Here is a 25,546-nt window from a genome sequence, read left to right as displayed (position 1 = left end):
ATGCCATGGCCGACCCTTCCAGCTACCGCCCCAGACCGGGACAGATCCCCGACTCCCCGGGGGTCTACAAATTCCGCGACGAGCACCACCGGGTGATCTACGTCGGGAAGGCCAAGAGCCTGCGCCAGCGCCTGGCCAGCTACTTCCAGGACGTGGCCGGGCTGCACCCGCGTACCGCCACGATGGTGACCACCGCGGCCTCCGTCGAGTGGACGGTGGTCGCCACCGAGGTCGAGGCGCTCCAGCTGGAGTACTCCTGGATCAAGGAGTACGACCCCCGGTTCAACGTCAAGTACCGGGACGACAAGAGCTATCCCTCGCTCGCCGTCACCCTCAACGAGCAGTACCCCAGGGTTCAGGTCATGCGCGGCCCGAAGAAGAAGGGCGTGCGCTACTTCGGTCCGTACGGCCACGCCTGGGCCATCCGCGAGACCGTCGACCTGATGCTGCGGGTCTTCCCCGTCCGCACCTGCTCCGCCGGGGTGTTCAAGCGCTCCGCCCAGATCGGCCGCCCCTGCCTGCTCGGCTACATCGGCAAGTGCTCCGCGCCCTGCGTGGGCCGGGTCACCCCCGAGGAGCACCGCGAACTGGCCGAGGACTTCTGCGACTTCATGGCGGGCCGCACCGGCACCTACCTCAGCCGCCTCGAAGCGGAGATGGGCGAGGCCGCCGAGGAGATGGAGTACGAGAAGGCCGCCCGGCTCCGCGACGACATCGGGGCGCTGCGCCGCGCCATGGAGAAGAGCGCGGTGGTCCTCGCCGACGCCACCGACGCCGACCTCATCGCGGTCGCCGAGGACGAGCTGGAGGCGGCCGTCCAGATCTTCCACGTCCGCGGCGGCCGGGTCCGCGGCCAGCGCGGCTGGGTCACCGACAAGGTCGAGGCCGTCGACACGGCGGGCCTGGTCGAGCACGCCCTCCAGCAGCTGTACGGGGAGGAGCAGGGCGAGGCCGTGCCCAAGGAGGTGCTGGTCCCGGCCCTGCCCGAGGACGCGCCCGCCGTCGCCGAGTGGCTCGGCGCCCGCCGCGGCTCCCTGGTCAGCCTGCGCATCCCGCAGCGCGGGGACAAGAAGGCCCTCATGGAGACCGTCCACCGCAATGCCCTGCAGTCCCTGGCCCTGCACAAGACCAAGCGGGCGGGCGACCTGACCACCCGCTCCCGGGCCCTGGAGGAGATCGCCGGGGCGCTGGAGCTGGACGGAGCCCCGCTGCGCATCGAGTGCTTCGACATCTCGCACCTCCAGGGCGACGACGTGGTGGCGTCGATGGTGGTCTTCGAGGACGGCCTGCCCCGCAAGAGCGAGTACCGCCGCTTCGAGATCAAGGGCTTCGAGGGGCAGGACGACGTCCGCTCCATGCACGAGGTGATCTCCCGCCGCTTCCGCCGCTACCTGCGCGAGAAGCTCAGGACGGGCGAGTGGTCCCCGGCCGATGCCGCCGAGGCCGCTGCGGGCGCCGATGCCGCCACGGGCGCCGACGGCGGCCAGGCCGACGGCCAAGTGGGTGGCGAGGTGGCCGCGGAGGCGGATGACGGCCGTCCCAGGCGTTTCGCCTACCCGCCCCAGCTCGTTGTGGTCGACGGCGGTCAGCCCCAGGTCGCCGCCGCCCAGCGGGCCCTGGCCGAGCTGGGCATCGACGACGTGGCCGTGTGTGGTCTCGCCAAGCGGCTGGAGGAGGTCTGGCTGCCCGGCGAGAGCGACCCGGTGGTGCTGCCCCGCACCAGCGAAGGTCTCTACCTGCTCCAGCGGGTGCGTGACGAAGCCCACCGCTTCGCCATCCAGTACCAGCGGAGCAAGCGGGCCAAGCGCCTGAAGGCGGGCCCGCTGGACGACGTACCCGGTCTCGGCGAGAGCCGCAGACTGGCGCTGATCAAACACTTCGGTTCGGTGAAAAAGCTGAGACAGGCGACAATCGACCAGATCTGCGAGGTCCCGGGCATAGGCCGCAAGACGGCCGAGACCGTGGCCGTGGCCCTCGCCCAGGCGGCTCCCGCCGCTCCTGCGGTCAACACGGCAACAGGAGAGATCATTGAGGACGAGGCCCCCGCGTCCGCGGGAGCGTCGTCCGAACGGGGGAGCGAGCAATGACCGAGCACGCAGCAGAGCGCGACCGAGACGGAGCACAGGTGAGTACGGGCACGACAGTGGAGCCCGGCGATACCGCCGAGGCGGCCATCCCCGAGCTGGTGATCATTTCCGGTATGTCCGGAGCGGGCCGCAGTACCGCGGCCAAGTGCCTGGAGGACCTGGGCTGGTTCGTCGTCGACAACCTGCCCCCGGCGCTGATCCCCACCATGGTGGAACTGGGTGCCCGCTCCCAGGGCAACGTGGCGCGCATCGCCGTCGTCGTCGACGTCCGCGGCCGCCAGTTCTTCGACGCGCTGCGCGAGTCCCTCTCGGACCTCGAAGCCCGCGGGGTGACCCGGCGCATCGTGTTCCTGGAGTCCTCCGACGACGCGCTCGTGCGCCGCTTCGAGTCGGTCCGCCGCCCCCACCCCCTCCAGGGCGACGGCCGGATCGTCGACGGCATCGCCGCCGAGCGCGACCTGCTGCGCGAGCTGCGCGGTGACGCCGACCTCGTCATCGACACCTCCAGCCTGAACGTGCACGAACTGCGCGCCAAGATGGACGCCCAGTTCGCGGGCGACGAGGAGCCCGAGCTGCGGGCCACCGTCATGTCCTTCGGCTACAAGTACGGCCTGCCCGTCGACGCCGACCTCGTCGTCGACTGCCGTTTCATCCCCAACCCGCACTGGGTCCCGGAGCTGCGCCCCTTCACCGGGCTCAACGAGGAGGTCTCGGGCTACGTCTTCAGCCAGCCCGGCGCCAAGGAGTTCCTCGACCGGTACACCGAGCTGCTCCAGCTCATCGCCACCGGCTACCGCCGCGAGGGCAAGCGGTACGTGACCATCGCGGTCGGCTGCACCGGCGGCAAGCACCGCAGCGTGGCCATGTCCGAGAAGCTCGCCGCCCGCCTCGCCTCCGAGGGAGTCGAGACCGTCGTCGTCCACCGGGACATGGGGCGCGAGTGACCGGACGTAGCCTGCGGCTGCGGCGCCTGCGCCGGCTGACCGCCGGACGCGGCGACAAGGCCGCCCCCGGCGGTGAGCCGCGGCGCGGCGCCGCGCCCGAGGCGGTCACGCCCAAGGTCGTCGCCCTCGGCGGCGGCATGGGCCTGTCCGCCTCCCTCGCCGCGCTGCGCCGGATCACCGGCGACCTCACGGCCGTGGTCACCGTCGCCGACGACGGCGGCTCCAGCGGCCGTCTGCGCGAGGAGCTGGGCGTCCTGCCGCCCGGCGACCTGCGCAAGGCGCTGGCCGCGCTGTGCGGGGACGACGAGTGGGGCCAGACCTGGTCCCGGGTGATCCAGCACCGCTTCGAGTCCCGCGGCGACCTGCACGGGCACGCGGTCGGCAACCTGCTGATCGTCGCCCTGTGGGAGAAGCTCGGCGACCCGGTGCAGGCCCTGGACCTGGTCGGCAAGCTGCTCGGCGCGCACGGCCGGGTGCTGCCCATGTCCGCGGTGCCCCTGGAGCTCCAGGCCCTGGTGCGCGGGCACGACCCGGCGCGCCCGGACGACGTGGACACGGTCCGCGGGCAGGCCACGGTGGCGCTGACCCCCGGCGAGGTGCAGTCCGTACAGCTGGTGCCGAACGACCCGCCCGCCGTGCCGGAGGCGGTCGCCGCGGTGCTCGACGCGGACTGGGTGGTGCTCGGTCCGGGGTCCTGGTTCTCCTCGGTGATTCCGCACCTTCTGGTGCCGGAACTGCTCGACGCGCTGGTCCAGACGAAGGCCCGGCGGGTCCTCTCGCTGAACCTCGCGCCACAACCCGGTGAAACAGAGGGCTTCTCTCCGCAGCGTCATTTGGAGGTTTTGGCCCGACACGCCCCTAAACTCGCCCTGGACGTGGTGCTGGCCGACGAGGCCGCCGTGCCCGACCGCGAGTCCCTCGCCGATGCCGCGAAACGGTTCGGTGCCGCGGTCGTGCTGGCGCCGGTGGCCAGGCCGGACGGTGCTCCGAAGCATGATCCGGAGCTGCTGGCCGCCGCGTACGACCGTATTTTTCGGATGCATGGAAGGATCGGCCCATGGCGATGACGCCCGCGGTGAAGGATGAGATCGCCCGGCTGCCCGTCACCCGCACCTGCTGCCGGAAGGCAGAGGTCTCGGCGATCCTGCGGTTCGCGGGCGGGTTGCACCTGGTGAGCGGCCGCATTGTCATCGAGGCGGAGCTGGACGCGGGCATCGCCGCCCGGCGGCTCCGCAAGGACATCCTGGAGATCTTCGGGCACTCCTCGGACCTCGTGATCATGGCGCCCGGCGGACTGCGCCGCGGCAACCGGTACGTCGTCCGGGTCGTCGCGGGCGGCGACCAGCTGGCCCGCCAGACCGGGCTCGTGGACGGCCGCGGCCGTCCGATCCGGGGCCTCCCGCCGCAGGTGGTCTCCGGGGCCACCTGCGACGCCGAGGCGGCCTGGCGCGGAGCCTTCCTGGCACACGGCTCGCTCACCGAGCCCGGCCGGTCCTCCTCCCTGGAGGTCACCTGCCCCGGTCCGGAGGCCGCGCTCGCCCTGGTCGGCGCCGCCCGCAGGCTCTCCATCGCCGCCAAGGCGCGCGAGGTCCGCGGCGTGGACCGGGTCGTGGTGCGTGACGGCGACGCGATCGGCGCCCTGCTCACCCGGCTCGGCGCGCACGACTCGGTGCTGGCCTGGGAGGAGCGCCGGATGCGGCGCGAGGTACGCGCCACCGCGAACCGCCTCGCCAATTTCGACGACGCCAACCTGCGCCGTTCGGCCCGCGCCGCTGTCGCGGCCGGAGCCCGGGTGCAGCGTGCCCTGGAGATCCTCGCGGACGAGGTCCCCGAGCACCTGGCGGCCGCCGGACGGCTGCGCATGGAGCACAAGCAGGCCTCCCTGGAGGAGCTGGGCGCCCTGGCCGACCCGCCGTTGACCAAGGACGCGGTCGCGGGCCGGATCCGCCGCCTGCTGGCCATGGCCGACAAGCGCGCCCAGGACCTGGGCATCCCCGGCACCGAGTCGAACCTCTCCGAGGCCGACGAGATGGCCGACAACCTGGTCGGCTGAACCGGCGAACGCGCCGCGTTCCTCCGGAAGGGGCCCGCACGTGATCTCGTGCGGGCCCCTTTCGGCGTTTTCCATTGACATGGGCATGTGGGGGTCGTGAGCCTGTCGTGCGAACTCTTTCGTGGCAGACGACGCCCAGGGGGGCACATGAGGCACCGCGCGAGATCGATCCTCGCCGCAAGCGCACTCGTCTTCGGTTCACTCGCCGCCGTACCGGTGGCCGCGCAGGCCCAGAACGGTTCGGCGGCCGGACCGGCCGCCGACGAGGTACGGGTCTACGACGCCGACATCACCAGGGAACAGGTACCGCTGGTCCTCGCCGCGGGCCAGGACGCCCACGAGCTGAACGAGCAGGCTCCCGAGCACGGCACCGCCAAGGTGGAGCTGTTCCTCACCACCGCCCAGGCCAAGAAGCTCGGCGCCCAGGGCGTCAAGCTCGCCGAGCGCAAGGTCCCGGCCAAGGCCACCGCGCGCGCCGAGGCGGCGGGCGACGGGGTGTTCCGCCCCTACAGCGGCAAGGGCGGCCTCCAGGAGGAGATCGTCAAGACCGGCCAGACCAACCCCGGCCTCAGTAAAGTCGTCTCCATCGGCAAGACGGTCGAGGGCAAGGACATCCTCGCCCTCAAGATCACCAAGAATGCCCGGCAGGCCAAGGACGGCTCCAAGCCCTCGGTCCTGTACATGTCCAACCAGCACGCGCGTGAGTGGATCACCCCGGAGATGACCCGGCGGCTGATGCACTACTACCTCGACAACTACGGCAAGGACCAGAAGATCACGCAGCTGGTCGACTCCACCGAGATGTGGTTCGTCCTCTCCGCCAACCCCGACGGGTACGACTTCACCCACGCCCCCGACGGCGACCGGCTGTGGCGCAAGAACATGCGGGACAACAACGGCGACGGCAAGCACACCGCCGTCGACGGCGTCGACCTCAACCGCAACTTCCCCTACAAGTGGGGCTACGACAACGAGGGCTCCTCGGCCGACCTGTCGAGCGAGACCTACCGCGGACCCACGGCGGAGTCCGAGCCCGAGACCGTCGCCCTCGACACGTTCGAGAAGCGCATCGGCTTCCACTACGCCGTCAACTACCACTCCGCCGCCGAGCTGCTGCTCTACGGCGTGGGCTGGCAGGTCGCCACCCCGACCCCCGACGACGTGGCCTACAAGGCCCTCGCGGGCACCCCGGAGCACTCGGCGATCCCCGGCTACTACCCGCAGGTCTCCTCGGAGCTCTACACCACCAACGGCGAGGCCGACGGCCACGCGGCCAACGTCAACGGCGTCATGATGTTCACGCCTGAGATGACCACCTGCCAGACCGCCTCCGACAGCGACCCGAACGACCGGTGGAAGTCCGAGGACTGCGCCTCCGGCTTCAACTTCCCGGACGACGAGAAGCTCATCCAGGCGGAGTTCCAGAAGAACGTCCCCTTCGCCCTCTCGGTCGCCCAGTCCGCGGCGCACCCGGACAAGCCGGTCTCCTCGGTGGGCCTCAGCTCCGCCGACTTCACCACCGACCCCTTCACCACCTCCTACGCCGCCCGCGGCGAGGACCAGAAGGTGTCCGTCACCGCCCGCAAGGCGCTGAAGGACAAGGAACTCAACTACAAGATCAACGGGGGCCGCGTCCACGACGAGGACCTCAAGGCGTGGAAGGGCGGTGAGACGTACGGCGGCGACGACAACAACTGGTTCGACGAGTACCGCGCCTCCGTCGGGGGCACCCGGCCCGGCGACAAGGTCGAGGTCTGGTTCACCGGTCGCGACGGCTCCCGGCAGGTCTCCAGCGAGCACTTCACCTACACCGTGGCCGAGCGGCCGCGCGCCGACGTCCTGGTGATCGCGGAAGAGGGCGCCAAGGCCCAGCAGGCCCAGAAGTACGTGGACGCCCTGCGCGCCAACGGACGCTCCGCCGCCGTCTGGGACGTCGCCGCCCAGGGCGTCCCGCACCACCTCGGCGTGCTCTCGCACTTCGGTACGGCCGTCCACTACACGGGCGCCCAGGCGCCCGGCGGGGCCACCCAGATCGCCGTGCGCGACTTCCTCAACGAGGGCGGCAAGCTGATCGAGGCCGGTGAACTGGCGGGCGGCGACGCCAAGGTCGGCCGCGCCGTGACCGACGACTTCAGCCAGTACTACCTCGGCGCCTACGACCGCAGCACCGGGACCGGCGCCACCGGCTTCACCGGCGCGGGCGCGCTCGGCGGCGCCAAGGGCGCGCTCGGCGACGCCCCCGGCACCCCCGGCAACCCGCTGGACCGCCCGGGCGCCTACAGCGTCACCTCGGACACCCTGCCCGCCGCGAAATTCCCGCAGTTCAAGAGCGCCCAGGCGGGTCTCTACGACGGCATCGTGAACCCGTACGCCCCCTACGCCGGGTCCTGGATGGCCTCGGCCGTGCACAACGACAACGACTGGAAGCGCCTGGTCCGTACGGTCGACCTGACCGGGGTCACCGCGGCCGACAAGCCGCAGCTCAAGATGGCCCTGAACTGGGACACCGAGCCGGGCTACGACCACGCCGTCCTGGAGGCCCACACCACGGGCGCCGAGGACTGGACCACCCTGCCCGAGGCGGGCGGTCAGAGCAGCGGCGCCGTGCCCACCGAGTGCGAGGGCGGCTTCCTCATCAACGGCCACCCCTTCCTCAAGCACTACCTCACCCTCGGCTCCGGCGGCTGCACCGCCCAGGGCACCAGCGGCGCCTGGAACAGCTTCACCGGATCCTCCGGCGGCTGGAAGCAGGTCTCCTTCGACCTGAGCGCCTACGCGGGCAAGACCGTCGAGGTATCGCTGTCCTCCATCACCGACCCGGGCACCGGCGGCCGCGGGGTCTTCGCGGACGAGGCGCGCCTGTCCACGGGCGGCGCCGACCAGGCGGCCGAGGGCTTCGAGACCTCGCTCGGAGCCTGGAGCGCCCAGGGCGCACCTGCCGGAAGTCCCGATGTTCCGGGAGATTGGTCCCGGTCCGGGGAGCTCTTCAAGTCCTATGCGGCGGTGACTACGCGTAACACCGTTCTCCTCGGCTTCGGCCTGGAGCACCTGCCCGTCGCGGCGGACCGAGCGGTACTCGTCGGTAAGGCGCTCCGCTCGCTGAAGCACTGACCTGCGGGCCCCCCGCCGATCACGTTGAGTGAGGGGGGACAAAGTCCCCGTCGGCCCGTACCGGAGCGGTTGGTACAGGCCGTCGGGGCGTGTCAGGCCCCTGTCGATGTCACCTCGAAGCTCACGGAGAGGTAGGGTCATAAGCGGTCGGGGACATCCCATACAGCTCGCCGACGGACAGGTCGGCGCACCAACGAGGAGATCGGTTCGTGACGATCCGCGTAGGCATCAATGGTTTTGGCCGAATTGGCCGTAACTACTTCCGGGCGCTCCTGGAGCAGGGAGCGGACATCGAGATCGTCGGTGTCAACGACCTGACTGACAACGCGACCCTGGTGCACCTGCTCAAGTACGACACCATCCTGGGCCGCCTCAAGCACGAGGTCTCCCACACGGCCGACACCATCACGGTCGGCGGGAACACCTTCAAGACGTTCGCCGAGCGCGACCCCGCGAACCTCCCCTGGGGCGAACTGGGCGCCGACATCGTCATCGAGTCGACCGGCATCTTCACCAAGAAGGCCGACGCCGCGAAGCACATCGCCGCGGGCGCGAAGAAGGTCCTCATCTCGGCTCCGGCCAAGGACGAGGACATCACGATCGTGATGGGCGTCAACCAGGAGAAGTACGACGCGGCCAACCACCACGTCATCTCCAACGCCTCCTGCACCACCAACTGCGTGGCGCCGATGGCCAAGGTTCTCCTGGAGAGCTTCGGCATCGTCAAGGGCATGATGACCACGGTCCACGCGTACACGAACGACCAGCGGATCCTGGACTTCCCGCACTCGGACCTGCGCCGCGCCCGCGCCGCCGCCGAGAACATCATCCCGACCACCACGGGTGCCGCCAAGGCCACCGCGCTGGTCATCCCGGAGCTGGCGGGCAAGCTCGACGGCATCGCGATGCGCGTCCCGGTCCCGACCGGTTCCGTGACCGACCTCGTCATCGAGCTGGAGCGCGAGACCACGAAGGAAGAGGTCAACGCCGCCTTCCTGAAGGCCTCCCAGGGCCAGCTGAAGGGCATCCTCGACTACACCGAGGACGCGATCGTCTCCTCCGACATCGTGAACTGGCCGTTCTCCTGCACCTTCGACTCCTCCCTGACCATGGTCCAGGGCAAGAGCGTCAAGGTCATCGGCTGGTACGACAACGAGTGGGGTTACTCGAACCGTCTCGTCGACCTCACCGTCTTCGTCGGCGGCCAGCTCTAAGGTCGTCAGGTTTTTGGGGCAAGGCACCACGATGTGAAGCACCAGGGCTCGGGCAGCGCGATGAAGCGCTGTACGGGCCCTGTTGCTTGCCTCGTACTCTCGCTCCGCACAGGCGAAACGCCGTGTACGGGGATAAGGAGCAGAATTACATGAAGACGATCGACGAACTTCTCGCCGAGGGCGTCTCCGGCAAGCGGGTGTTCGTCCGCGCCGACCTCAACGTGCCGCTCTCGGGCACCACCATCACGGACGACGGCCGCATCCGCGCCGTCCAGCCGACGATCGCGAAGCTCGCCGCCGCCGGCGCCCGCGTCATCGTCGCGTCCCACCTGGGCCGCCCCAAGGGCGCCCCGGACCCCGCCTTCTCGCTGGCCCCCGCCGCCGCCCGCCTCGGCGAGCTGCTCGGCCAGGACGTGGCCTTCGCGACCGACACCGTCGGCTCCTCCGCCAAAAAGACGGTCGCCGCCCTCGCCGACGGCCAGGTCGCCGTCATCGAGAACCTGCGCTTCAACGCCGGTGAGACCGCCAAGGACGACGCCGAGCGCGGCGCCTTCGCGGACCAGCTCGCCGAACTGGCCGACATCTACGTCGGCGACGGCTTCGGCGCCGTCCACCGCAAGCACGCCTCGGTCTTCGACCTGCCCGCGCGCCTCCCGCACGCGGCCGGCTACCTGATCGCCACCGAGGTCGCCGTCCTGAAGAAGCTGACCTCGGACGTCAAGCGCCCGTACACGGTCATCCTCGGCGGCGCCAAGGTCTCCGACAAGCTCGCCGTCATCGACGAGCTGCTCGGCAAGGCCGACCGCCTGCTGATCGGCGGCGGCATGGCCTACACCTTCCTCAAGGCCCAGGGCCACGAGGTCGGCATCTCCCTCCTCCAGGAGGACCAGATCCCGGTGGTGCTCGAATACATGGAGCGCGCGAAGAAGAACGGCGTCGAGCTGGTCCTGCCCGTGGACGTGCTCGTCTCCAAGGACTTCCCCGACCTGAAGACCAAGGCCCCGGCCGACTTCGAGGTCGTCGACGCCGACAAGATCCCCGCGGACCAGGAGGGCCTGGACATCGGCCCCAAGAGCCGCGAGCTGTTCGCGTCGAAGATCGTGGACGCCGAGACCGTCTTCTGGAACGGGCCGGTCGGCGTCGCCGAGCACCCGGACTACGCGGGCGGTACCACCGCCGTCGCGCAGGCCCTGCTCAACAGCAAGGGCTTCACCGTGGTCGGTGGTGGCGACTCCGCCGCCGCCGTCCGCAACCTGGGCTTCGACGAGACGAAGTTCGGCCACATCTCGACCGGTGGCGGCGCCTCCCTCGAATACCTCGAGGGCAAGACGCTCCCCGGCATCGCCGCTCTGGAGGTCTGACCCCGTATGACCACGCGCACCCCGCTCATGGCGGGCAACTGGAAGATGAACCTCAACCACCTCGAGGCCATCGCCCACACCCAGAAGCTCGCCTTCGCGCTCGCCGACAAGGACTACGACGCCGTCGAGGTCGCGGTCCTGCCGCCCTTCGTCGACCTGCGCTCGGTGCAGACCCTGGTCGACGGTGACAAGCTGAAGATCAAGTACGGCGCCCAGGACATCTCGGCGCACGAGTCCGGCGCCTACACCGGTGAGATCTCCGGCGCGATGCTGTCCAAGCTGAAGTGCACGTTCGTGGCCGTCGGCCACAGCGAGCGCCGCCAGTACCACGGCGAGTCCGACGAGATCTGCAACGCCAAGGTCAAGGCCGCCTACCAGAACGGGATCACCCCGATCCTGTGCGTCGGCGAGGGCCTGGACGTCCGCAAGGCCGGTGACCAGGTCGCGTACACGCTGGCGCAGCTCGACGGCGGGCTCAAGGACATCCCGGCCGACCAGGCCGAGTCCATCGTGATCGCGTACGAGCCCGTCTGGGCCATCGGCACCGGCGAGGTCGCCACCCCCGACGACGCGCAGGAGGTCTGCGGGGCGATCCGCACCCGCCTCGCGGAGCTGTACTCGCGGGAGCTGGCCGACACGGTCCGCATCCAGTACGGCGGCTCGGTCAAGTCGGGCAACATCGCCGCGATCATGGCGCAGCCCGACGTCGACGGCGCCCTCGTCGGCGGCGCGGCGCTCGACGCCGAGGAGTTCGTCAAGATCGTCCGCTTCCGCGACCAGTGAGCGGCTTGATCGTCGCAGTGAGTATGCGGTAGGACGGATCCGTCGTACCCTTGCGGGGGCCAGCAGGCTGAACAACAGCCACTGGCCCCCGTCGGGGTTCACAGCACACCAGGGAATGTCAGAAAGTAGGAATCAGCCGTGATTATGGGGTTCTCGATCGCCCTGGTCGTCTTCAGCCTGCTGCTGATGCTCCTGGTGCTGATGCACAAGGGCAAGGGCGGCGGTCTCTCCGACATGTTCGGTGGCGGCATGCAGTCCTCCGTCGGCGGCTCCTCGGTCGCCGAGCGCAACCTCGACCGCATCACGATGGTGATCGGTCTGCTCTGGTTCGCCAGCATCATCGCGCTCAGCCTGCTCACGAAGTAGGGCGGCAACTGAGCGATCCGGCCGTTCCGCCGGTCCGGGACGCCCCGTCCGATCTATCATGAGGTCCGCGTCCATGCCCCGGAAGTCGTAACTCCGGTCACTGGACGCGCGTTGGGCCTTACGTAGACTGGGGCGCCCGCGGCGGAAATCCACTCGCGCTTCGCGGCACCATCACGCAGGGAGTTACGACTGTGGCAAGTGGCAACGCGATCCGTGGTAGCCGGGTCGGAGCGGGGCCGATGGGCGAGGCCGAGCGCGGCGAGTCCGCGCCCCGCCTGCGCATCTCCTTCTGGTGCTCGAACGGGCACGAGACGCAGCCCAGCTTCGCCAGCGACGCGCAGGTGCCGGACACCTGGGACTGCCCGCGCTGCGGGTTCCCGGCCGGTCAGGACCGGGACAGCCCGCCGGCACCCCCGCGCACCGAGCCGTACAAGACGCACTTGGCGTACGTACGGGAGCGGCGCACGGACGCGGACGGCGAGGCCATCCTCGCCGAAGCCCTCGCCAAGCTGCGCGGCGAGATCTGAGCGAGTGATCTTTGACTTCGGGCCCGGCCCGCGGAAGACCTTCTTCCGCGGGCCGGGTCTCTTTGTGTGTGTTGTCCGGCTTCCGATCCCTTAGGTTGGAGTCCGGCGGGGCACAACAGGACGGAAGAAGTGGGTTGATGTCCGAGATGAACGCAGACGGACGTACGAGGCTCAACCGGACGCCGCAGTGGCTGGCACTCGGCAAGCACCGGGACGAGCTGGGGCAGACGCATCTGCGGGAACTGTTCGAAGCCGACCCGGGCCGCGGCTCCGGCTACACCCTGCGGGCGGGCGACCTGCACATCGACTACTCGAAGCACCTCGTGACCGACGAGACGCTGACCCTGCTGCGCGAACTGGCGGCGGCGACCGGGGTGGCGGAGCTGCGCGAGGCCATGTTCCGCGGCGAGAAGATCAACACCACCGAGGACCGGGCGGTCCTGCACACCGCGCTGCGCGCGGCCCGCGACGAGGTCGTCGAGGTCGACGGGGAGAACGTCGTCCCCGCGGTGCACGAGGTCCTCGACTCGATGGGCGCCTTCGCCGACCGGATCCGGTCGGGGGAGTGGCGCGGCTTCACCGGGCAGCGGATCAAGAACGTCGTCAACATCGGCATCGGCGGTTCCGACCTCGGTCCGGCGATGGCGTACGAGGCACTGCGGGCGTTCACCGACCGGGAGCTGAGCCTGCGCTTCGTCTCCAACGTGGACGGCGCCGACCTGCACGAGGCGGTGCTGGGTCTGGACCCGGCCGAGACCCTCTTCATCATCGCCTCGAAGACCTTCACCACCATCGAGACGATCACCAACGCCACCTCGGCGCGGGAATGGCTGCTCGCGGGCCTCGGCGGGGACAAGGCGGCCGTGGCACGGCACTTCGTCGCCCTGTCGACGAACGCCGAGAAGGTCACCGACTTCGGCATCGACCCGGCCAACATGTTCGAGTTCTGGGACTGGGTCGGCGGTCGTTACTCCTTCGACTCGGCCATCGGGCTCTCTCTGATGATCGCGATCGGGCCGGCCGCCTTCCACGAGATGCTCCAGGGCTTCCGGGAGATGGACCAGCACTTCCGAACCGCCCCGCCGGAGTCCAACGCGCCGCTCCTGATGGGCTTGTTGGGGATCTGGTACGGCGGCTTCCATGACGCGCAGGCGCACGCGGTCCTCCCGTACAGCCACTACCTCTCCCGCTTCACGGCCTACTTGCAGCAGCTGGACATGGAGTCCAACGGCAAGTCCGTGGACCGCGAGGGCAATCCGGTGGACTGGCAGACCGGCCCCGTCGTGTGGGGCACGCCCGGCACAAACGGGCAGCACGCCTACTACCAGCTGCTCCACCAGGGCACGAAGCTGATCCCGGCGGACTTCATCGGTTTCGCCCGTCCCGTCGCGGCGCTCTCCCCGGCCCTCGCGGCGCAGCACGACCTGCTGATGGCGAACTTCTTCGCGCAGACGCAGGCGCTGGCCTTCGGCAAGACGCCCGACGAGGTCCGTGCGGAGGGCGTGGCGGAGGAACTCGTCCCGCACAAGACCTTCCTGGGCAACCACCCGACGACCACGATCCTGGCGAAGGACCTGACCCCGTCGGTCCTGGGCCAGCTGATCGCCCTCTATGAGCACAAGGTGTTCGTCCAGGGCGCGGTGTGGAACATCGACTCCTTCGACCAGTGGGGCGTCGAGCTGGGCAAGGTCCTCGCCAAGCGGATCGAGCCCGCGCTCTCGGAGGGCGCGGACGTCCCGGGCCTGGACGCCTCCACCCGGGCCCTGGTGGCCACCTACCGCGAGCTGCGCGGCCGCTGAGGGTTTCCCCGGCCGTACGGACGCCGGAGCGCCCCGCACCGTCCACGGTGCGGGGCGCTCCGGCGTACCGGGAGGCTCAGGCCGACGCCGGGGGGTAGAGCGCGGGCGGCAGCTTCGCGGCGGCCGCCCGGTCCAGCAGCCACAGGGTGCGCGAGCGCCCGTACACGTCGGCGGCCGGGGCCTGCACCTCGCCCGCCCCGCCGAGCGCGAGGGCGACCGCGCCCGCCTTGTCCTCGCCCGCCGCCAGCAGCCACACCTCGCGCGCCGCGCGCAGGGCCGGGAGGGTCAGCGAGATCCGGGTCGGCGGCGGCTTGGGCGCGCCGTGCACGCCTACCACCGTGCGCTCGGTCTCCCGGGCGGCGGGGTGCTCGGGGAACAGGGACGCCACGTGGGTGTCCGGACCCACGCCGAGCATCAGGACGTCGAACCGGGGCACCGGACCGTGGTCCTCGGGCGTCGAGGCCCGGCGCAGCTCCTCGGCGTAGGCCGCGGCGGCCGCGTCCACGTCCGAGCCGTACGGGCCGTCGGAGGCGGGCATGACGTGCACGCGCGCCGGATCGACGGGGACCGAGTCCAGCAGGGCCGCACGGGCCTGGGTGTGGTTGCGCTCGGGATCATCGGCGGGCAGGTAGCGCTCGTCGCCCCACCACAGGTCCAGGCGGGCCCAGTCGATGGCGTCCCGGGCGGGCGCGTCGGCGAGGGCGGCCAGCAGGCCGTTGCCGTTGCGTCCGCCGGTGAGGACGACGGAGGCGCTGCCGCGGGCGGCCTGGGCGTCGACGATCTTCGTGATCAGCCGTGCCGCGGCGGCCCGCGCCATCAGTTCCTTGTCCCGGTGGACGACGACCTGAGGAGTCGTCATGCCCATGGTGATGCCGCCTTCTTGGTGGGGTTCGGGTGTCTGGGAAAGCGCGTGTGCCGCCGTACGCGCCCCCGGTGAAGGGGGTGCGTACGGCGGCACACCGTGCTCACTTCTTGGCCGCGGCCTTCTTCGCCGCCGCGGGCTTGGCCGTCGCCGGCTTGGCAGCAGGGGCCTTCGCCGCCGGAGCCTTCGCCCCGGGAGCTCCGGCCGCAGCCGCCGCCTGCGCGTCCGCCGCGGCCGCGGGGGCCTCGGCGGTCGTGTGCGCGGACACCGTGGCCAGGCCGCCCACGCCGAACTTCAGCGAGGCCTCGTAGGTGTTGTCCGGGTCCAGCCGGCGGAGTTCCTCCGCCAGCAGCTCGGCCGTATCGCGGCGCTTGAGCGCCACCGCGCGGTCGGGCTGCCCCGGCATGCACAGGGTGGCCAGCGCCCCGTCCGCCCGGTCCAGGACGATCGCGCCGTCCTTGGTCTCCAGGCGTACGGCCGTCAGGCCCGGGCCGTCGGAGTGGGTGCGCTTGACGGGCACCCCGAGGCGGTCCGCCAGCCACATGGCCAGCAGCTCGCAGCTGGGGTTCTCGTCCTCGCCCTCGACCGTGGCCGAGGCGATCCGCAGGGACTGCTGCTGGTCCAGCGCGGCCGCCAGCATCGAGCGCCACGGGGTGATCCGAGTCCAGGACAGGTCCGTGTCGCCGGGGGCGTAGGCCGCCGCCCGGGCGCCGAGGGCCGCGATGGGCTCCTCGGACGCGTACGTGTCCGTGATCCGGCGTTGCCCCAGGGCGCCCAGCGGGTCGCCCGCCAGGTCCGACGGCGAGCCGACCGGCCACCAGACGACCACGGGGGCGTCGGGCAGCAGCAGCGGGAGGACCACCGACTGGGCGTGGTCGACCAGTTCGCCGTGCATCCGCAGCACCACGGTCTCGCCGCTGCCGGAGTCCGCCCCGACGCGGATCTCCGCGTCGAGCCGGGCATCACGGCGGCCGCGCGCCGAACGGGTGACCCGCTTGATCACGACGACGATCCGCGAGGGGTGCTCGTGGGAGGCGTCGCCCGCCGACTTGAGCGCGTCGTACGCGTTCTCCTCGTCGGTCACGATCACCAGCGTCAGGACCATGCCGATGGCAGGCGTGCCGATGTCGCGGCGCGCCTGCACCAGCGCGGCGTTGATCTTGCTCGAGGTGGTATCCGTGAGGTCGATCTTCATGGCCGGCGCCAGCTCCGTCCGTCTCGTGCGAGCATCTCGTCCGCCTCGACCGGGCCCCAGGTACCCGAGGGGTACTGCGCGGGCTTGCCGTGCGTGTCCCAGTACTCCTCGATCGGGTCGAGGATGTTCCAGGACAGCTCGACCTCCTGGTGGCGCGGGAAGAGGTTCGCGTCACCCAGGAGGACGTCCAGGATCAGCCGTTCGTACGCCTCCGGGCTCGACTCCGTGAAGGACTCGCCGTAGGCGAAGTCCATCGTGACGTCCCGGACCTCCATGGAGGTGCCCGGAACCTTGGAGCCGAAGCGCACCGTGACGCCCTCGTCCGGCTGGACCCGGATGACCAGGGCGTTCTGCCCCAGCTCCTCGGTCGCGCCCGACTCGAACGGCAGGTACGGCGCCCGCTTGAAGACCACCGCGATCTCCGTCACCCGGCGGCCCAGGCGCTTGCCCGTCCGCAGGTAGAACGGCACGCCCGCCCAGCGGCGGTTGTTGATCTCCAGGCGGATCGCGGCGTAGGTGTCGGTCTTCGACTTGGGGTCGATGCCGTCCTCTTCGAGGTAGCCGACGACCTTCTCGCCACCCTGCCACGCGGCCGAGTACTGGCCGCGCACGGTGTGCTTGCCCAGGTCCTCCGGCAGCTCGACCGCCGTCAGGACCTTCAGCTTCTCCGCCACCAGCGCCTTGGGGTGGAAGGAGCCGGGCTCCTCCATCGCGGTCAGCGCGAGCAGCTGGAGCAGGTGGTTCTGGATGACGTCACGGGCGGCGCCGATGCCGTCGTAGTACCCGGCCCGGCCGCCGATGCCGATGTCCTCGGCCATGGTGATCTGCACGTGGTCGACGTACGACCGGTTCCAGATCGGCTCGAACATCGTGTTCGCGAAGCGGAGCGCCAGGATGTTCTGGACGGTCTCCTTGCCGAGGTAGTGGTCGATCCGGAAGACCTCGTTGGGCGGGAACACGTCGTGCACCAGCTGGTTGAGCTCCTGGGCACTGGTCAGGTCGTGACCGAACGGCTTCTCGATGACCGCGCGCCGCCAGGAGCCTTCCTTCTGGTCCGCCAGCCCGTGCTTCTTGAGCTGGGCGACGACCTTGGGGAAGAACTTCGGCGGGACGGACAGGTAGAAGGCGAAGTTGCCCCCCGTGCCCTGGGCCTTGTCCAGTTCCTCGATCGTCGACTTCAGCGTCTCGAACGCCTCGTCGTCGTCGAAGTCGCCCTGGACGAACCGGCAGCCCTGTACGAGCTGCTGCCAGACCTCCTCGCGGAAGGGCGTGCGGGCGTGCTGCTTGACCGCGTCGTGCACCTCCTGGGCGAAATCCTCGTCCTGCCATTCACGCCGGGCGAAACCGATCAGCGAGAAGCCCGGAGGCAGTAGGCCGCGGTTGGCGAGGTCGTAGACGGCAGGCATCAGCTTCTTGCGCGACAGGTCACCCGTAACGCCGAAAATGACCAGGCCGGACGGCCCCGCGATGCGCGGGAGCCGCCGGTCCTGTGCGTCACGAAGCGGGTTCGCTCCGTTTACAGACAAGGTGTTCAGGCCTCCGTGGGGGCGAGGCGCGCAAGCTCCGCCTCGGTCGACTTCAGCAGGTCAATCCAGGACGCCTCGAACTTCTCGACGCCTTCGTCTTCGAGCAGCTGCACCACATCGTCGTACGAGATGCCCAGCTTCGCGACCGCGTCGAGCTCGGCACGGGCCTGCTCGTAGGTGCCGCGAATGGTGTCACCGGTGACCTCGCCGTGGTCGGCGGTGGCATCCAGGGTGGCCTCCGGCATGGTGTTCACCGTGCCGGGAGCGACCAGGTCCACCACGTACAGGGTGTCCTTGTACGCCGGGTCCTTGACGCCGGTCGAGGCCCACAGCGGACGCTGCTTGTTGGCCTGCGCCTTGTCCAGGGCCGCCCAGCGCTCGCCGCTGAAGACCTTTTCGTAGGCCTCGTAGGCCAGACGGGCGTTCGCGAGCGCCGCCTTGCCCTTGAGGGCCTTGGCCTCGTCGGTGCCGATGCCGTCGAGACGCTTGTCGATCTCCGAGTCCACGCGGGACACGAAGAAGGAGGCGACCGAGTGGATCTTGGAGAGGTCCAGGCCCGCGGCCTTGGCCTTCTCCAGGCCCGCCAGGTAGGCGTCCATGACCGCGCTGTAGCGCTCCAGCGAGAAGATCAGCGTGACGTTGACGCTGATGCCCCGGCCGATGACCTCGGTGATCGCGGGCAGGCCGCCCTCGGTCGCCGGGATCTTGATGAGCGTGTTCGGGCGGTCCACCAGCCAGGCCAGCTGCTTGGCCTCGGCGACGGTCGCCTTCGTGTTGTGGGCGAGGCGCGGGTCGACCTCGATGGAGACCCGGCCGTCCTGGCCCTCGGTGGCGTCGAAGACCGGACGCAGGATGTCGGCGGCGTCACGGACGTCCGCCGTCGTGATCATGCGGATGGCCTCTTCGACGGTGACCTTGCGGGCGGCGAGGTCGGCGAGCTGCTGCTCGTAGCCGTCACCGCTGCTGATCGCCTTCTGGAAGATCGACGGGTTGGTGGTGACACCGACCACGTGCTGCTGGTCGATCAGCTCTGCCAGGTTGCCGGACGTGATGCGCTTGCGGGACAGGTCGTCCAGCCAGATCGCCACGCCCTCGTCGGAGAGGCGCTTGAGTGCGTCTGTCATGGGAATTGCATCTCCTACTTGTCTTGGTACGGGCGTCAGCGCGCGGCGGCGGCCAAGGATTCCCGGGCCGCCGCGGTTACGGCCTCCGGGGTGAAGCCGAACTCGCGGAAGAGCACCTTCGCGTCGGCCGAGGCACCGAAGTGCTCCAGCGAGACGATCCGGCCCGCGTCGCCGACGTAGCGGTGCCAGGTCAGGCCGATGCCCGCCTCGACCGCGACGCGCGCCTTCACCGAAGGCGGCAGCACACTGTCCTTGTACTCCTGGTCCTGCTCTTCAAACCACTCGACGGACGGCATCGAGACCACTCGGGCCGGAACGCCCTCGGCCTGGAGCGCCTCGCGCGCCGCCACGGCGAGCTGGACCTCGGAACCGGTGCCGATGAGGACGACCTGGGCGTCACCGCCTTCGGCCTCGATGAGCACGTACCCGCCCTTGGCGGCGTTCTCGTTGCGGTCGTACGTCGGAACGCCCTGACGGGTCAGCGCCAGGCCGTGCGGAGCGCCCTTGCCGTACACCTTCGTGTGGCGCTTGAGGATCTCGCGCCAGGCGACGACGGTCTCGTTCGCGTCGGCCGGACGGACCACGTTCAGGCCCGGGATGGCGCGCAGCGAGGCGACGTGCTCGACCGGCTGGTGCGTGGGGCCGTCCTCGCCGAGACCGATGGAGTCGTGCGTCCACACGTAGGTGACCGGCACGTGCATCAGCGCGGAGAGGCGGACGGCGTTGCGCATGTAGTCGGAGAACACCAGGAAGGTGCCGCCGTAGATACGGGTGTGGCCGTGCAGCGCGATGCCGTTCATGGCCGCGGCCATGGCGTGCTCGCGGATGCCGAAGTGGATGGTGCGGCCGTACGGGTCGGCCTCCGGCAGCGGGTTGCCCACCGGCAGGAACGAGGAGTCCTTGTCGATGGTGGTGTTGTTCGAGCCCGCGAGGTCGGCCGAGCCGCCCCACAGCTCGGGGATGACCGCGCCGAGAGCGGCGAGCACCTTGCCCGAGGCCGCGCGGGTGGCGACGCTCTTGCCGGTCTCGAAGGCGGGGAGCTCGTCCTCCCAGCCCGCGGGCAGCTCGTTGGCCTGGATGCGGTCGAACTCGGCGGCGCGCTCCGGGTTGGCGGTGCGCCAGGCGGAGAAGTCCTTCTCCCACTCGGCCTTGGCCTCGCGGCCCCGGTCGAGGGCCTTGCGGGTGTGCCCGATGACCGCGTCGGACACCTCGAAGGTCTTCTCCGGGTCGAAGCCGAGGATGACCTTGGTGGCGGCGACCTCGTCATTGCCGAGGGCCGAGCCGTGGGCGGCCTCGGTGCCCTGCGCGTGCGGCGCGGGCCAGGCGATGATCGAGCGGGCCGCGATGAAGGACGGGCGCTCCGTCTCGGCCTTGGCGGCTTCGAGGGCGGTGTACAGCGCCTTCGGGTCGAGGTCGCCGTCGGCCTGCTGGGCGACGCGCTGGACGTGCCAGCCGTACGCCTCGTACCGCTTGAGGGTGTCCTCGGAGACGGCCGTCTCGGTGTCGCCCTCGATGGAGATGTGGTTGTCGTCCCACAGCAGGACGAGGTTGCCGAGCTTCTGGTGACCGGCCAGCGAGGACGCCTCGGCGGAGATGCCCTCCTGGAGGCAGCCGTCGCCCGCGATCGCGTAGACCATGTGGTCGAACGGGGAGGTGCCCGGGGCGGCCTCCGGGTCGAACAGGCCGCGCTCGTAGCGGGCGGCCATGGCCATGCCCACGGCGTTGGCCACACCCTGGCCCAGCGGGCCCGTGGTGGTCTCGACGCCCGTGGTGTGCCCGTACTCGGGGTGACCGGGGGTCTTGGAACCCCAGGTGCGGAACGCCTTGAGGTCGTCCAGCTCCAGGCCGAAGCCGGCCAGGTAGAGCTGCGTGTACAGGGTGAGGGACGAGTGCCCCGCGGAGAGCACGAAACGGTCCCGGCCGACCCACTCCGGGTCAGCGGGGTCGTGCCGCATGACCTTCTGGAAGAGGGTGTACGCGGCGGGGGCCAGGCTCATGGCCGTACCGGGGTGGCCGTTCCCGACCTTCTGCACCGCGTCCGCGGCGAGAACGCGGGCCGTGTCAACGGCGCGCTGGTCCAGTTCGGTCCACTCGAGCTCTGTGGTCGTCGGCTTGGTGCTCACCGTGGGTCAGGGCTCCTCTCCACATGTCGAATCCCGGTGACGTACCGTGCACCGGCGCGATTCCGAGCCTACCCTCGCCGGGGCGTGCAGCTATTCGAGTGCCTCCATGCCGTCACCACCTTGCCACGTCGGGTTCACCGCCCCGCAGGTCCGCGCGGGGGCCGTCCGGGGCGACGCGACCGGTCCAACACGTGGCGACCCCCGCGCGGGGCGACGTAAGGGCAACGTCTAGAGTGGCGTGGTACGCGCAAGTCCATACCGGGCCCTCATGTCATGGGGCCCGCGACGGAGCTTGCTGGGAGTCTCTGTCAGGGGTGTGCGTGACGGCCGTCGAATCCCGTCCAGCGGGGGTGCTCGGGCCTACCGGTCACCGGCCGTTCGGGGCCCGGGCCATGGCCTTCGTGGCGCTGACGAAGCCGCGGATCATCGAGCTGCTGCTCATCACGACCGTGCCGGTGATGTTCCTCGCCGAGCAGGGTGTTCCGCCGATGTGGCTGGTCCTCACGACCTGCCTCGGCGGTTATCTGTCCGCGGGCGGCGCGAACGCGCTGAACATGTACATCGACCGCGACATTGACGCGCTGATGGACCGGACCTCGCAGCGGCCACTGGTGACCGGCATGGTCAGCCCCCGTGAATGCCTGGTCTTCGGCATCTCCCTCGGGGTGATCTCCACCGTCTTCTTCGGCCTGCTCGTCAACTGGCTGTCGGCCGCGCTCTCCCTCGGCGCGCTCCTCTTCTACGTCGTGGTCTACACGATGCTGCTGAAGCGCCGCACCTCGCAGAACATCGTGTGGGGCGGCATCGCGGGCTGCATGCCGGTGCTCATCGGCTGGTCGGCGGTGAAGAACGAGGTCTCCTGGGCCGCGCTCATCCTCTTCCTCGTCATCTTCTTCTGGACGCCGCCGCACTACTGGCCGCTGTCGATGAAGGTGAAGGACGACTACGCGCGGGTCGGCGTGCCGATGCTGCCGGTGGTCGCGGGCAACCAGGTGGTGGCGCGCCAGATCGTCCTCTACAGCTGGGTGATGGTGGCGGTCTCGCTGCTGCTGACCCCGCTGGGCTACACGGGGTGGCTCTACACCTCGGTGGCGCTGCTGGCCGGTGGCTGGTGGCTGTGGGAGGCCCACGCGCTGCACGCCCGGGCGAAGTCCGGGGTGACGGGCGCCAAGCTCAAGGAGATGCGGCTGTTCCACTGGTCGATCACCTATGTGTCGCTGCTGTTCGTGGCGGTGGCCGTGGATCCCTTCCTCCGGTGATTACTCGCCGGTAGCATGCCGTCCATGGCAGAAACCGCAGCAGTCACTCCCGACAAGAAGCAGGACCGCACCGCGGCGAAGCTGGCCAAGCAGATCGACGCCTTCGCCAAGCAGCACGGCGGCGCCGAGGGTCAGCTCGCGTACATCGGCCAGGTGGGCACCCGGATCGTGCTCGTCGGCGCCGACGGGGGCTGGGGCGACCTGGTGGCCCCGGGCCACGAGATCGCGAAGCTCGCGGCGGCGAAGGCGGGGCTGACGCTCCGGGACGCCTTCGACGGCGAGATGGCGGCGCGGGTGCGGACGGGTCCGTACGAGTGGACCCGGATGGCGGGCATCCAACTGGGCGGCCCCCCGAACCCGCCCGTCCCGACGGCCGCCGAGGCGCTGCCGGAGCCCGCGCCGGTAGCCCCGGCCCCCGCCGAGGCGAAGCCCGCGGCTCCCGCGGTTGCCGCCCCGGAGCCGAAGCCCGCTGCCGCCGAGGCTCCCGCCGAGGTGAAGCCCGCCGCAACGGCTGCTCCTGCGGCGCCGAAGCCGACCGCCGCCGCCGAGGTGAAGCCCGCCGCTGCTGCGGCTCCCGCCGAGGTGAAGCCCGCCGCAACGGCTGCTCCTGCGGAGCCGAAGCCGACCGCCGCCCCGGAGCCGAAGCCCGCTGCCGCCGCGGCTCCCGCCGAGGTGAAGCCCGCCGCCGAGGCTGCTCCTGCGGAGCCGAAGCCGACCGCCGCTCCTGCGGAGCCCGCGGCTGCCGCCGAGCCGAAGACCGCCGAGCCGAAGCCCGCCGCTGCCGCGTCAACAGGTCCGGCGGAGTCGGAGGGTGAAGTTGCCGCCGCCGCGGCATTGGCGGCTGCCGCCGCGTCGAAGGGTGAGGCTTCCGCCGCCGAGAAGGACGCGACCGCTGCCGCGGAGCCCGCGGCCGCCGCCGAGCCGGAGGCTGACGCTCCCGCGTCCGCGGCTCCGGCCGAGGCGGAGAAGGACGCCGCCGCCGAGCCGGAGGCTGACGGCGGGAAGTAGGGAGGCGGGGTGGGGGTGGGGCTCGGTCAACAGCGCGAGCAACACCTCACACCCCGCTCATCCGTTAGGACGGGTGGAAGCGCGCCCTCACGTCCGCAACGGGATGCCCCGATGATCGAAACGCCGCCCCTGGTCGACCAGTACTGCCACGGGGTGCTCCGCACGGACCTCGGTCTCGGTAGCTTCGAGGCCCTCCTGGGCCGGTCGGTGGGACCGGCCGCCGCCGGGACCACTTTCTTCGACAGCCAGGCCGGCTTCGCCGTGCGCCGCTGGTGCCCGCCGCTGCTCGGGCTGGACGCCCACTGTCCGCCCGCGCACTACCTGGCCCGCCGCCGCGAACTCGGCCCGGCGGAGTCGGCGCGGCGGCTGCTGCGGGGGTCCGGGATCGCCGCCTACCTCGTGGACACCGGGCCGCCCGGGGACCTGACCGGCCCCAAGGAGCTGGCCCTGGCCGGGGACGCCGAGGCCCACGAGAGCGTCCGGCTGGAGTCACTGGCCGAGCAGGTCGCCGACACCTCCGGCACCGCCGAGGGGTTCGTCGTCAACCTCGCCGAGGCGCTCCAGCACGCGGCGGCCGGGGCCGTGGCCTTCACCTGCGGCGCGGGCGCGAGGTCCGGCCACGTCCCGGCCCTGGCCTTCGCGCCCGGGCCGCCCGGTCCCGACGAGGTGCGGGCGGCGGCGGCCCGCTGGCTGGCCCGGCGGGTCAAGGGCGGGGCCGTGCGGGATCCGGTACTCCTGCGCCATCTGCTGTGGCGGGCCGTCGAGTCCGGCCTGCCCCTCCAGCTGCACGCGGGCGCCGGGGATCCGCGCGAGCGCCTCGACCGGGGCGATCCCGCGCTGCTCACGGACTTCGTACGGGCGACGGCGGGCCTGGGGGGCGACCTGGTCCTGCTGCACGGCTATCCGTACCACCGGCAGGCCGCGCACCTGGCGGCCGCCTTCCCGCACGTGTACGCCGACCTGGGGCCGGCCCTCGCCCGGACCGGGGCGCGGGCCGGGGAGGTGCTGGCGGAACTGCTGGAGCTGGCGCCCTTCGGCAAGCTGATGTTCTCCAGCGGCGGCCGGGAGCTGCCCGAACTGCACGTGGTCGCGGCCCGGGTGTTCCGGGACGCGCTGAGCCGGGTCCTGGGCGGCTGGGTCGCCGACGGCGCCTGGTCCTGGCGGGACGCCGAACGCGTCGCGGCCCTGCTCGCGGCGGGCAACGCCCGCCGCGTCTACGGGCTGGACCGGCGTTAGACCGAGGCGGACAGCGCCGGGTCGGCCTGAGCCGGGATCTCCGCCCGCTCAGCGGGCCGTTCGCGCAGGCTCAGCGCCACCCGCAGGACGGCGATCCAGACCAGGCAGGAGCCGAGCATGTGGGCGGCCACCAGCGCCTCGGGCAGCTTGGTGAAGAACTGGACGTAGCCGACCACGCCCTGGGCGAGCAGCACGATCAGCAGGTCACGCGCGCGCGCCCGGGTGTCGTCCGGGGCGTCCACCACGCGCAGGACCAGCCACATCGCGACGGCGAGCGCGCAGACCACCCAGGCGGCGATGGCGTGCACGTGGGCGGTGGTCGCCCAGTCCAGCGGCATCCGCTTGATGTCGCTGCTGTCGCCCGCGTGCGGACCGGACCCGGTGACCACCGTGCCCGCCGCGATCAGGAGGAGCGCGAAGGCGAGCAGTGCCCACGACAGCTTGCGCACCGGCGCCGGCACCCGCGGCCGGGGGGCGGTGTCACCCTCGCGGGTGCGCTGCCAGGTGATCGTGGTGACGGTGATCAACGAGGTGGCGAGCAGGAAGTGCCCGGCCACGCTGTAGGGGTTGAGGCCGGTCATCACGGTGATGCCGCCGAGTACGGCGTTCCCCATCACGATGACGAACTGGGTCCACCCGAGCTTGGTGAGCGAGCGCCGCCACGGCGTGGCCGAGCGGGCCGCGATGATGCCCCAGCCGACGGCCGCGCACAGGACGTACGTCAGCATGCGGTTGCCGAATTCGATGGCCCCGTGGAAGCCCTGGGCGGGCGTCGCGAAGAGGCTGTCGTCGGTGCACTTGGGCCAGGTGTCGCAGCCCAGGCCGGAGCCGGTCAGGCGGACCGCGCCGCCGGTGACGACGATGACCACGCTCATCACGACGGCGGCGAGCGCGGCCCGCTGGACGATCCGCGGTGACGGGGTCCAGCGGCTGGCGATATAAGCGAGTGGGGAGAACACGCCCCTATC

At 70.9% G+C, this 25,546-nt stretch carries 19 protein-coding genes and 1 pseudogene; 14 read left to right on the top strand and 6 right to left on the bottom strand.

What is annotated here, in order from left to right; genetic code table 11:
* Positions 1-5 precede the first annotated feature (5 nt).
* The 11 genes from uvrC (at position 6) to pgi (ending at position 14,245) form a co-directional block, all read left to right on the top strand.
* The gene (gene uvrC / locus QMF80_RS11055; protein ID WP_283452087.1) at positions 6-2,087 is read left to right on the top strand and encodes an excinuclease ABC subunit UvrC; all 2,082 of its coding nucleotides are present in this window, start codon (positions 6-8) and stop codon (positions 2,085-2,087) included.
* Positions 2,084-3,031 (top strand): RNase adapter RapZ, encoded by a 948-nt coding sequence (gene rapZ / locus QMF80_RS11050; RefSeq protein ID WP_283452085.1) that lies wholly within the window; start codon positions 2,084-2,086, stop codon positions 3,029-3,031. The genes uvrC and rapZ overlap by 4 nt, the downstream gene beginning before the upstream one ends.
* Positions 3,028-4,098 carry a gluconeogenesis factor YvcK family protein gene (locus QMF80_RS11045; RefSeq protein ID WP_283452084.1) on the top strand — a complete coding sequence of 357 codons (1,071 nt, stop codon included), beginning with the start codon at positions 3,028-3,030 and terminating at the stop codon, positions 4,096-4,098. The genes rapZ and QMF80_RS11045 overlap by 4 nt, the downstream gene beginning before the upstream one ends.
* Positions 4,089-5,084, top strand: a complete 996-nt coding sequence (gene whiA / locus QMF80_RS11040; protein WP_283452083.1) for a DNA-binding protein WhiA — start codon at positions 4,089-4,091, stop codon at positions 5,082-5,084. Before QMF80_RS11045 ends, whiA begins: the two co-directional genes overlap by 10 nt.
* 147 nt (positions 5,085-5,231) lie before the next feature.
* A complete protein-coding gene (locus QMF80_RS11035) occupies positions 5,232-8,195 on the top strand; it encodes a M14 family metallopeptidase (RefSeq protein ID WP_283452082.1) in 2,964 nt (987 codons plus the stop codon).
* Positions 8,196-8,404: 209 nt separating this feature from the next.
* The gene (gene gap / locus QMF80_RS11030; protein ID WP_283452081.1) at positions 8,405-9,409 is read left to right on the top strand and encodes a type I glyceraldehyde-3-phosphate dehydrogenase; all 1,005 of its coding nucleotides are present in this window, start codon (positions 8,405-8,407) and stop codon (positions 9,407-9,409) included.
* Positions 9,410-9,558: 149 nt separating this feature from the next.
* Positions 9,559-10,770 carry a phosphoglycerate kinase gene (locus QMF80_RS11025; RefSeq protein ID WP_283452080.1) on the top strand — a complete coding sequence of 404 codons (1,212 nt, stop codon included), beginning with the start codon at positions 9,559-9,561 and terminating at the stop codon, positions 10,768-10,770.
* 6 nt (positions 10,771-10,776) lie between these two features.
* Positions 10,777-11,553 carry a triose-phosphate isomerase gene (gene tpiA / locus QMF80_RS11020; RefSeq protein ID WP_283452079.1) on the top strand — a complete coding sequence of 259 codons (777 nt, stop codon included), beginning with the start codon at positions 10,777-10,779 and terminating at the stop codon, positions 11,551-11,553.
* Between the two features lie 138 nt (positions 11,554-11,691).
* Positions 11,692-11,919 (top strand): preprotein translocase subunit SecG, encoded by a 228-nt coding sequence (gene secG / locus QMF80_RS11015; RefSeq protein WP_283452078.1) that lies wholly within the window; start codon positions 11,692-11,694, stop codon positions 11,917-11,919.
* A gap of 191 nt (positions 11,920-12,110) precedes the next feature.
* A complete protein-coding gene (locus QMF80_RS11010; RefSeq protein WP_008741068.1) occupies positions 12,111-12,446 on the top strand; it encodes an RNA polymerase-binding protein RbpA in 336 nt (111 codons plus the stop codon).
* Positions 12,447-12,592: 146 nt separating this feature from the next.
* Entirely contained in the window at positions 12,593-14,245 is a 1,653-nt protein-coding gene (pgi, locus tag QMF80_RS11005; RefSeq protein ID WP_283452151.1) for a glucose-6-phosphate isomerase, read from the top strand.
* Positions 14,246-14,321: 76 nt separating this feature from the next.
* Here the strand turns inward: pgi and pgl are convergent, their stop codons facing one another.
* The 5 genes from pgl to tkt all read right to left on the bottom strand — a co-directional run bounded on the left by pgl (position 14,322) and on the right by tkt (position 21,075).
* Positions 14,322-15,104 carry a 6-phosphogluconolactonase gene (gene pgl / locus QMF80_RS11000; RefSeq protein ID WP_283452077.1) on the bottom strand — a complete coding sequence of 261 codons (783 nt, stop codon included), beginning with the start codon at positions 15,102-15,104 and terminating at the stop codon, positions 14,322-14,324.
* Between the two features lie 106 nt (positions 15,105-15,210).
* Positions 15,211-16,302, bottom strand: a complete 1,092-nt coding sequence (gene opcA / locus QMF80_RS10995; RefSeq protein ID WP_283452076.1) for a glucose-6-phosphate dehydrogenase assembly protein OpcA — start codon at positions 16,300-16,302, stop codon at positions 15,211-15,213.
* On the bottom strand, positions 16,299-17,828 hold the full coding sequence (gene zwf, locus QMF80_RS10990; protein ID WP_283452075.1) for a glucose-6-phosphate dehydrogenase: 1,530 nt from the start codon (positions 17,826-17,828) through the stop codon (positions 16,299-16,301). Before zwf ends, opcA begins: the two co-directional genes overlap by 4 nt.
* 5 nt (positions 17,829-17,833) lie before the next feature.
* A complete protein-coding gene (tal, locus tag QMF80_RS10985) occupies positions 17,834-18,952 on the bottom strand; it encodes a transaldolase (RefSeq protein ID WP_283452074.1) in 1,119 nt (372 codons plus the stop codon).
* 35 nt (positions 18,953-18,987) lie between these two features.
* Positions 18,988-21,075 (bottom strand): transketolase, encoded by a 2,088-nt coding sequence (tkt, locus tag QMF80_RS10980; RefSeq protein WP_283452073.1) that lies wholly within the window; start codon positions 21,073-21,075, stop codon positions 18,988-18,990.
* A 320-nt stretch (positions 21,076-21,395) separates the two neighbouring features.
* Between tkt and QMF80_RS10975 the strand changes: the two genes are divergently transcribed.
* The 3 genes and pseudogenes from QMF80_RS10975 to QMF80_RS10965 all read left to right on the top strand — a co-directional run bounded on the left by QMF80_RS10975 (position 21,396) and on the right by QMF80_RS10965 (position 24,578).
* Positions 21,396-22,334 carry a heme o synthase gene (locus tag QMF80_RS10975; RefSeq protein WP_283452072.1) on the top strand — a complete coding sequence of 313 codons (939 nt, stop codon included), beginning with the start codon at positions 21,396-21,398 and terminating at the stop codon, positions 22,332-22,334.
* A gap of 15 nt (positions 22,335-22,349) precedes the next feature.
* Positions 22,350-22,691, top strand: a pseudogene (locus QMF80_RS10970) (hypothetical protein); the annotation flags it as partial.
* 762 nt (positions 22,692-23,453) lie between these two features.
* Complete coding sequence (locus QMF80_RS10965; RefSeq protein WP_283452070.1) at positions 23,454-24,578, top strand: amidohydrolase family protein; 1,125 nt, start codon at positions 23,454-23,456, stop codon at positions 24,576-24,578.
* Here the strand turns inward: QMF80_RS10965 and QMF80_RS10960 are convergent.
* Entirely contained in the window at positions 24,575-25,537 is a 963-nt protein-coding gene (locus QMF80_RS10960; protein WP_283452068.1) for a COX15/CtaA family protein, read from the bottom strand. The genes QMF80_RS10965 and QMF80_RS10960 overlap by 4 nt on opposite strands.
* Positions 25,538-25,546: the final 9 nt, after the last annotated feature.

Source organism: Streptomyces sp. G-G2 (assembly GCF_030063135.1).
Lineage (GTDB): Bacteria > Actinomycetota > Actinomycetes > Streptomycetales > Streptomycetaceae > Streptomyces.
This window is presented reverse-complemented; position numbering and strand designations above follow the sequence as displayed.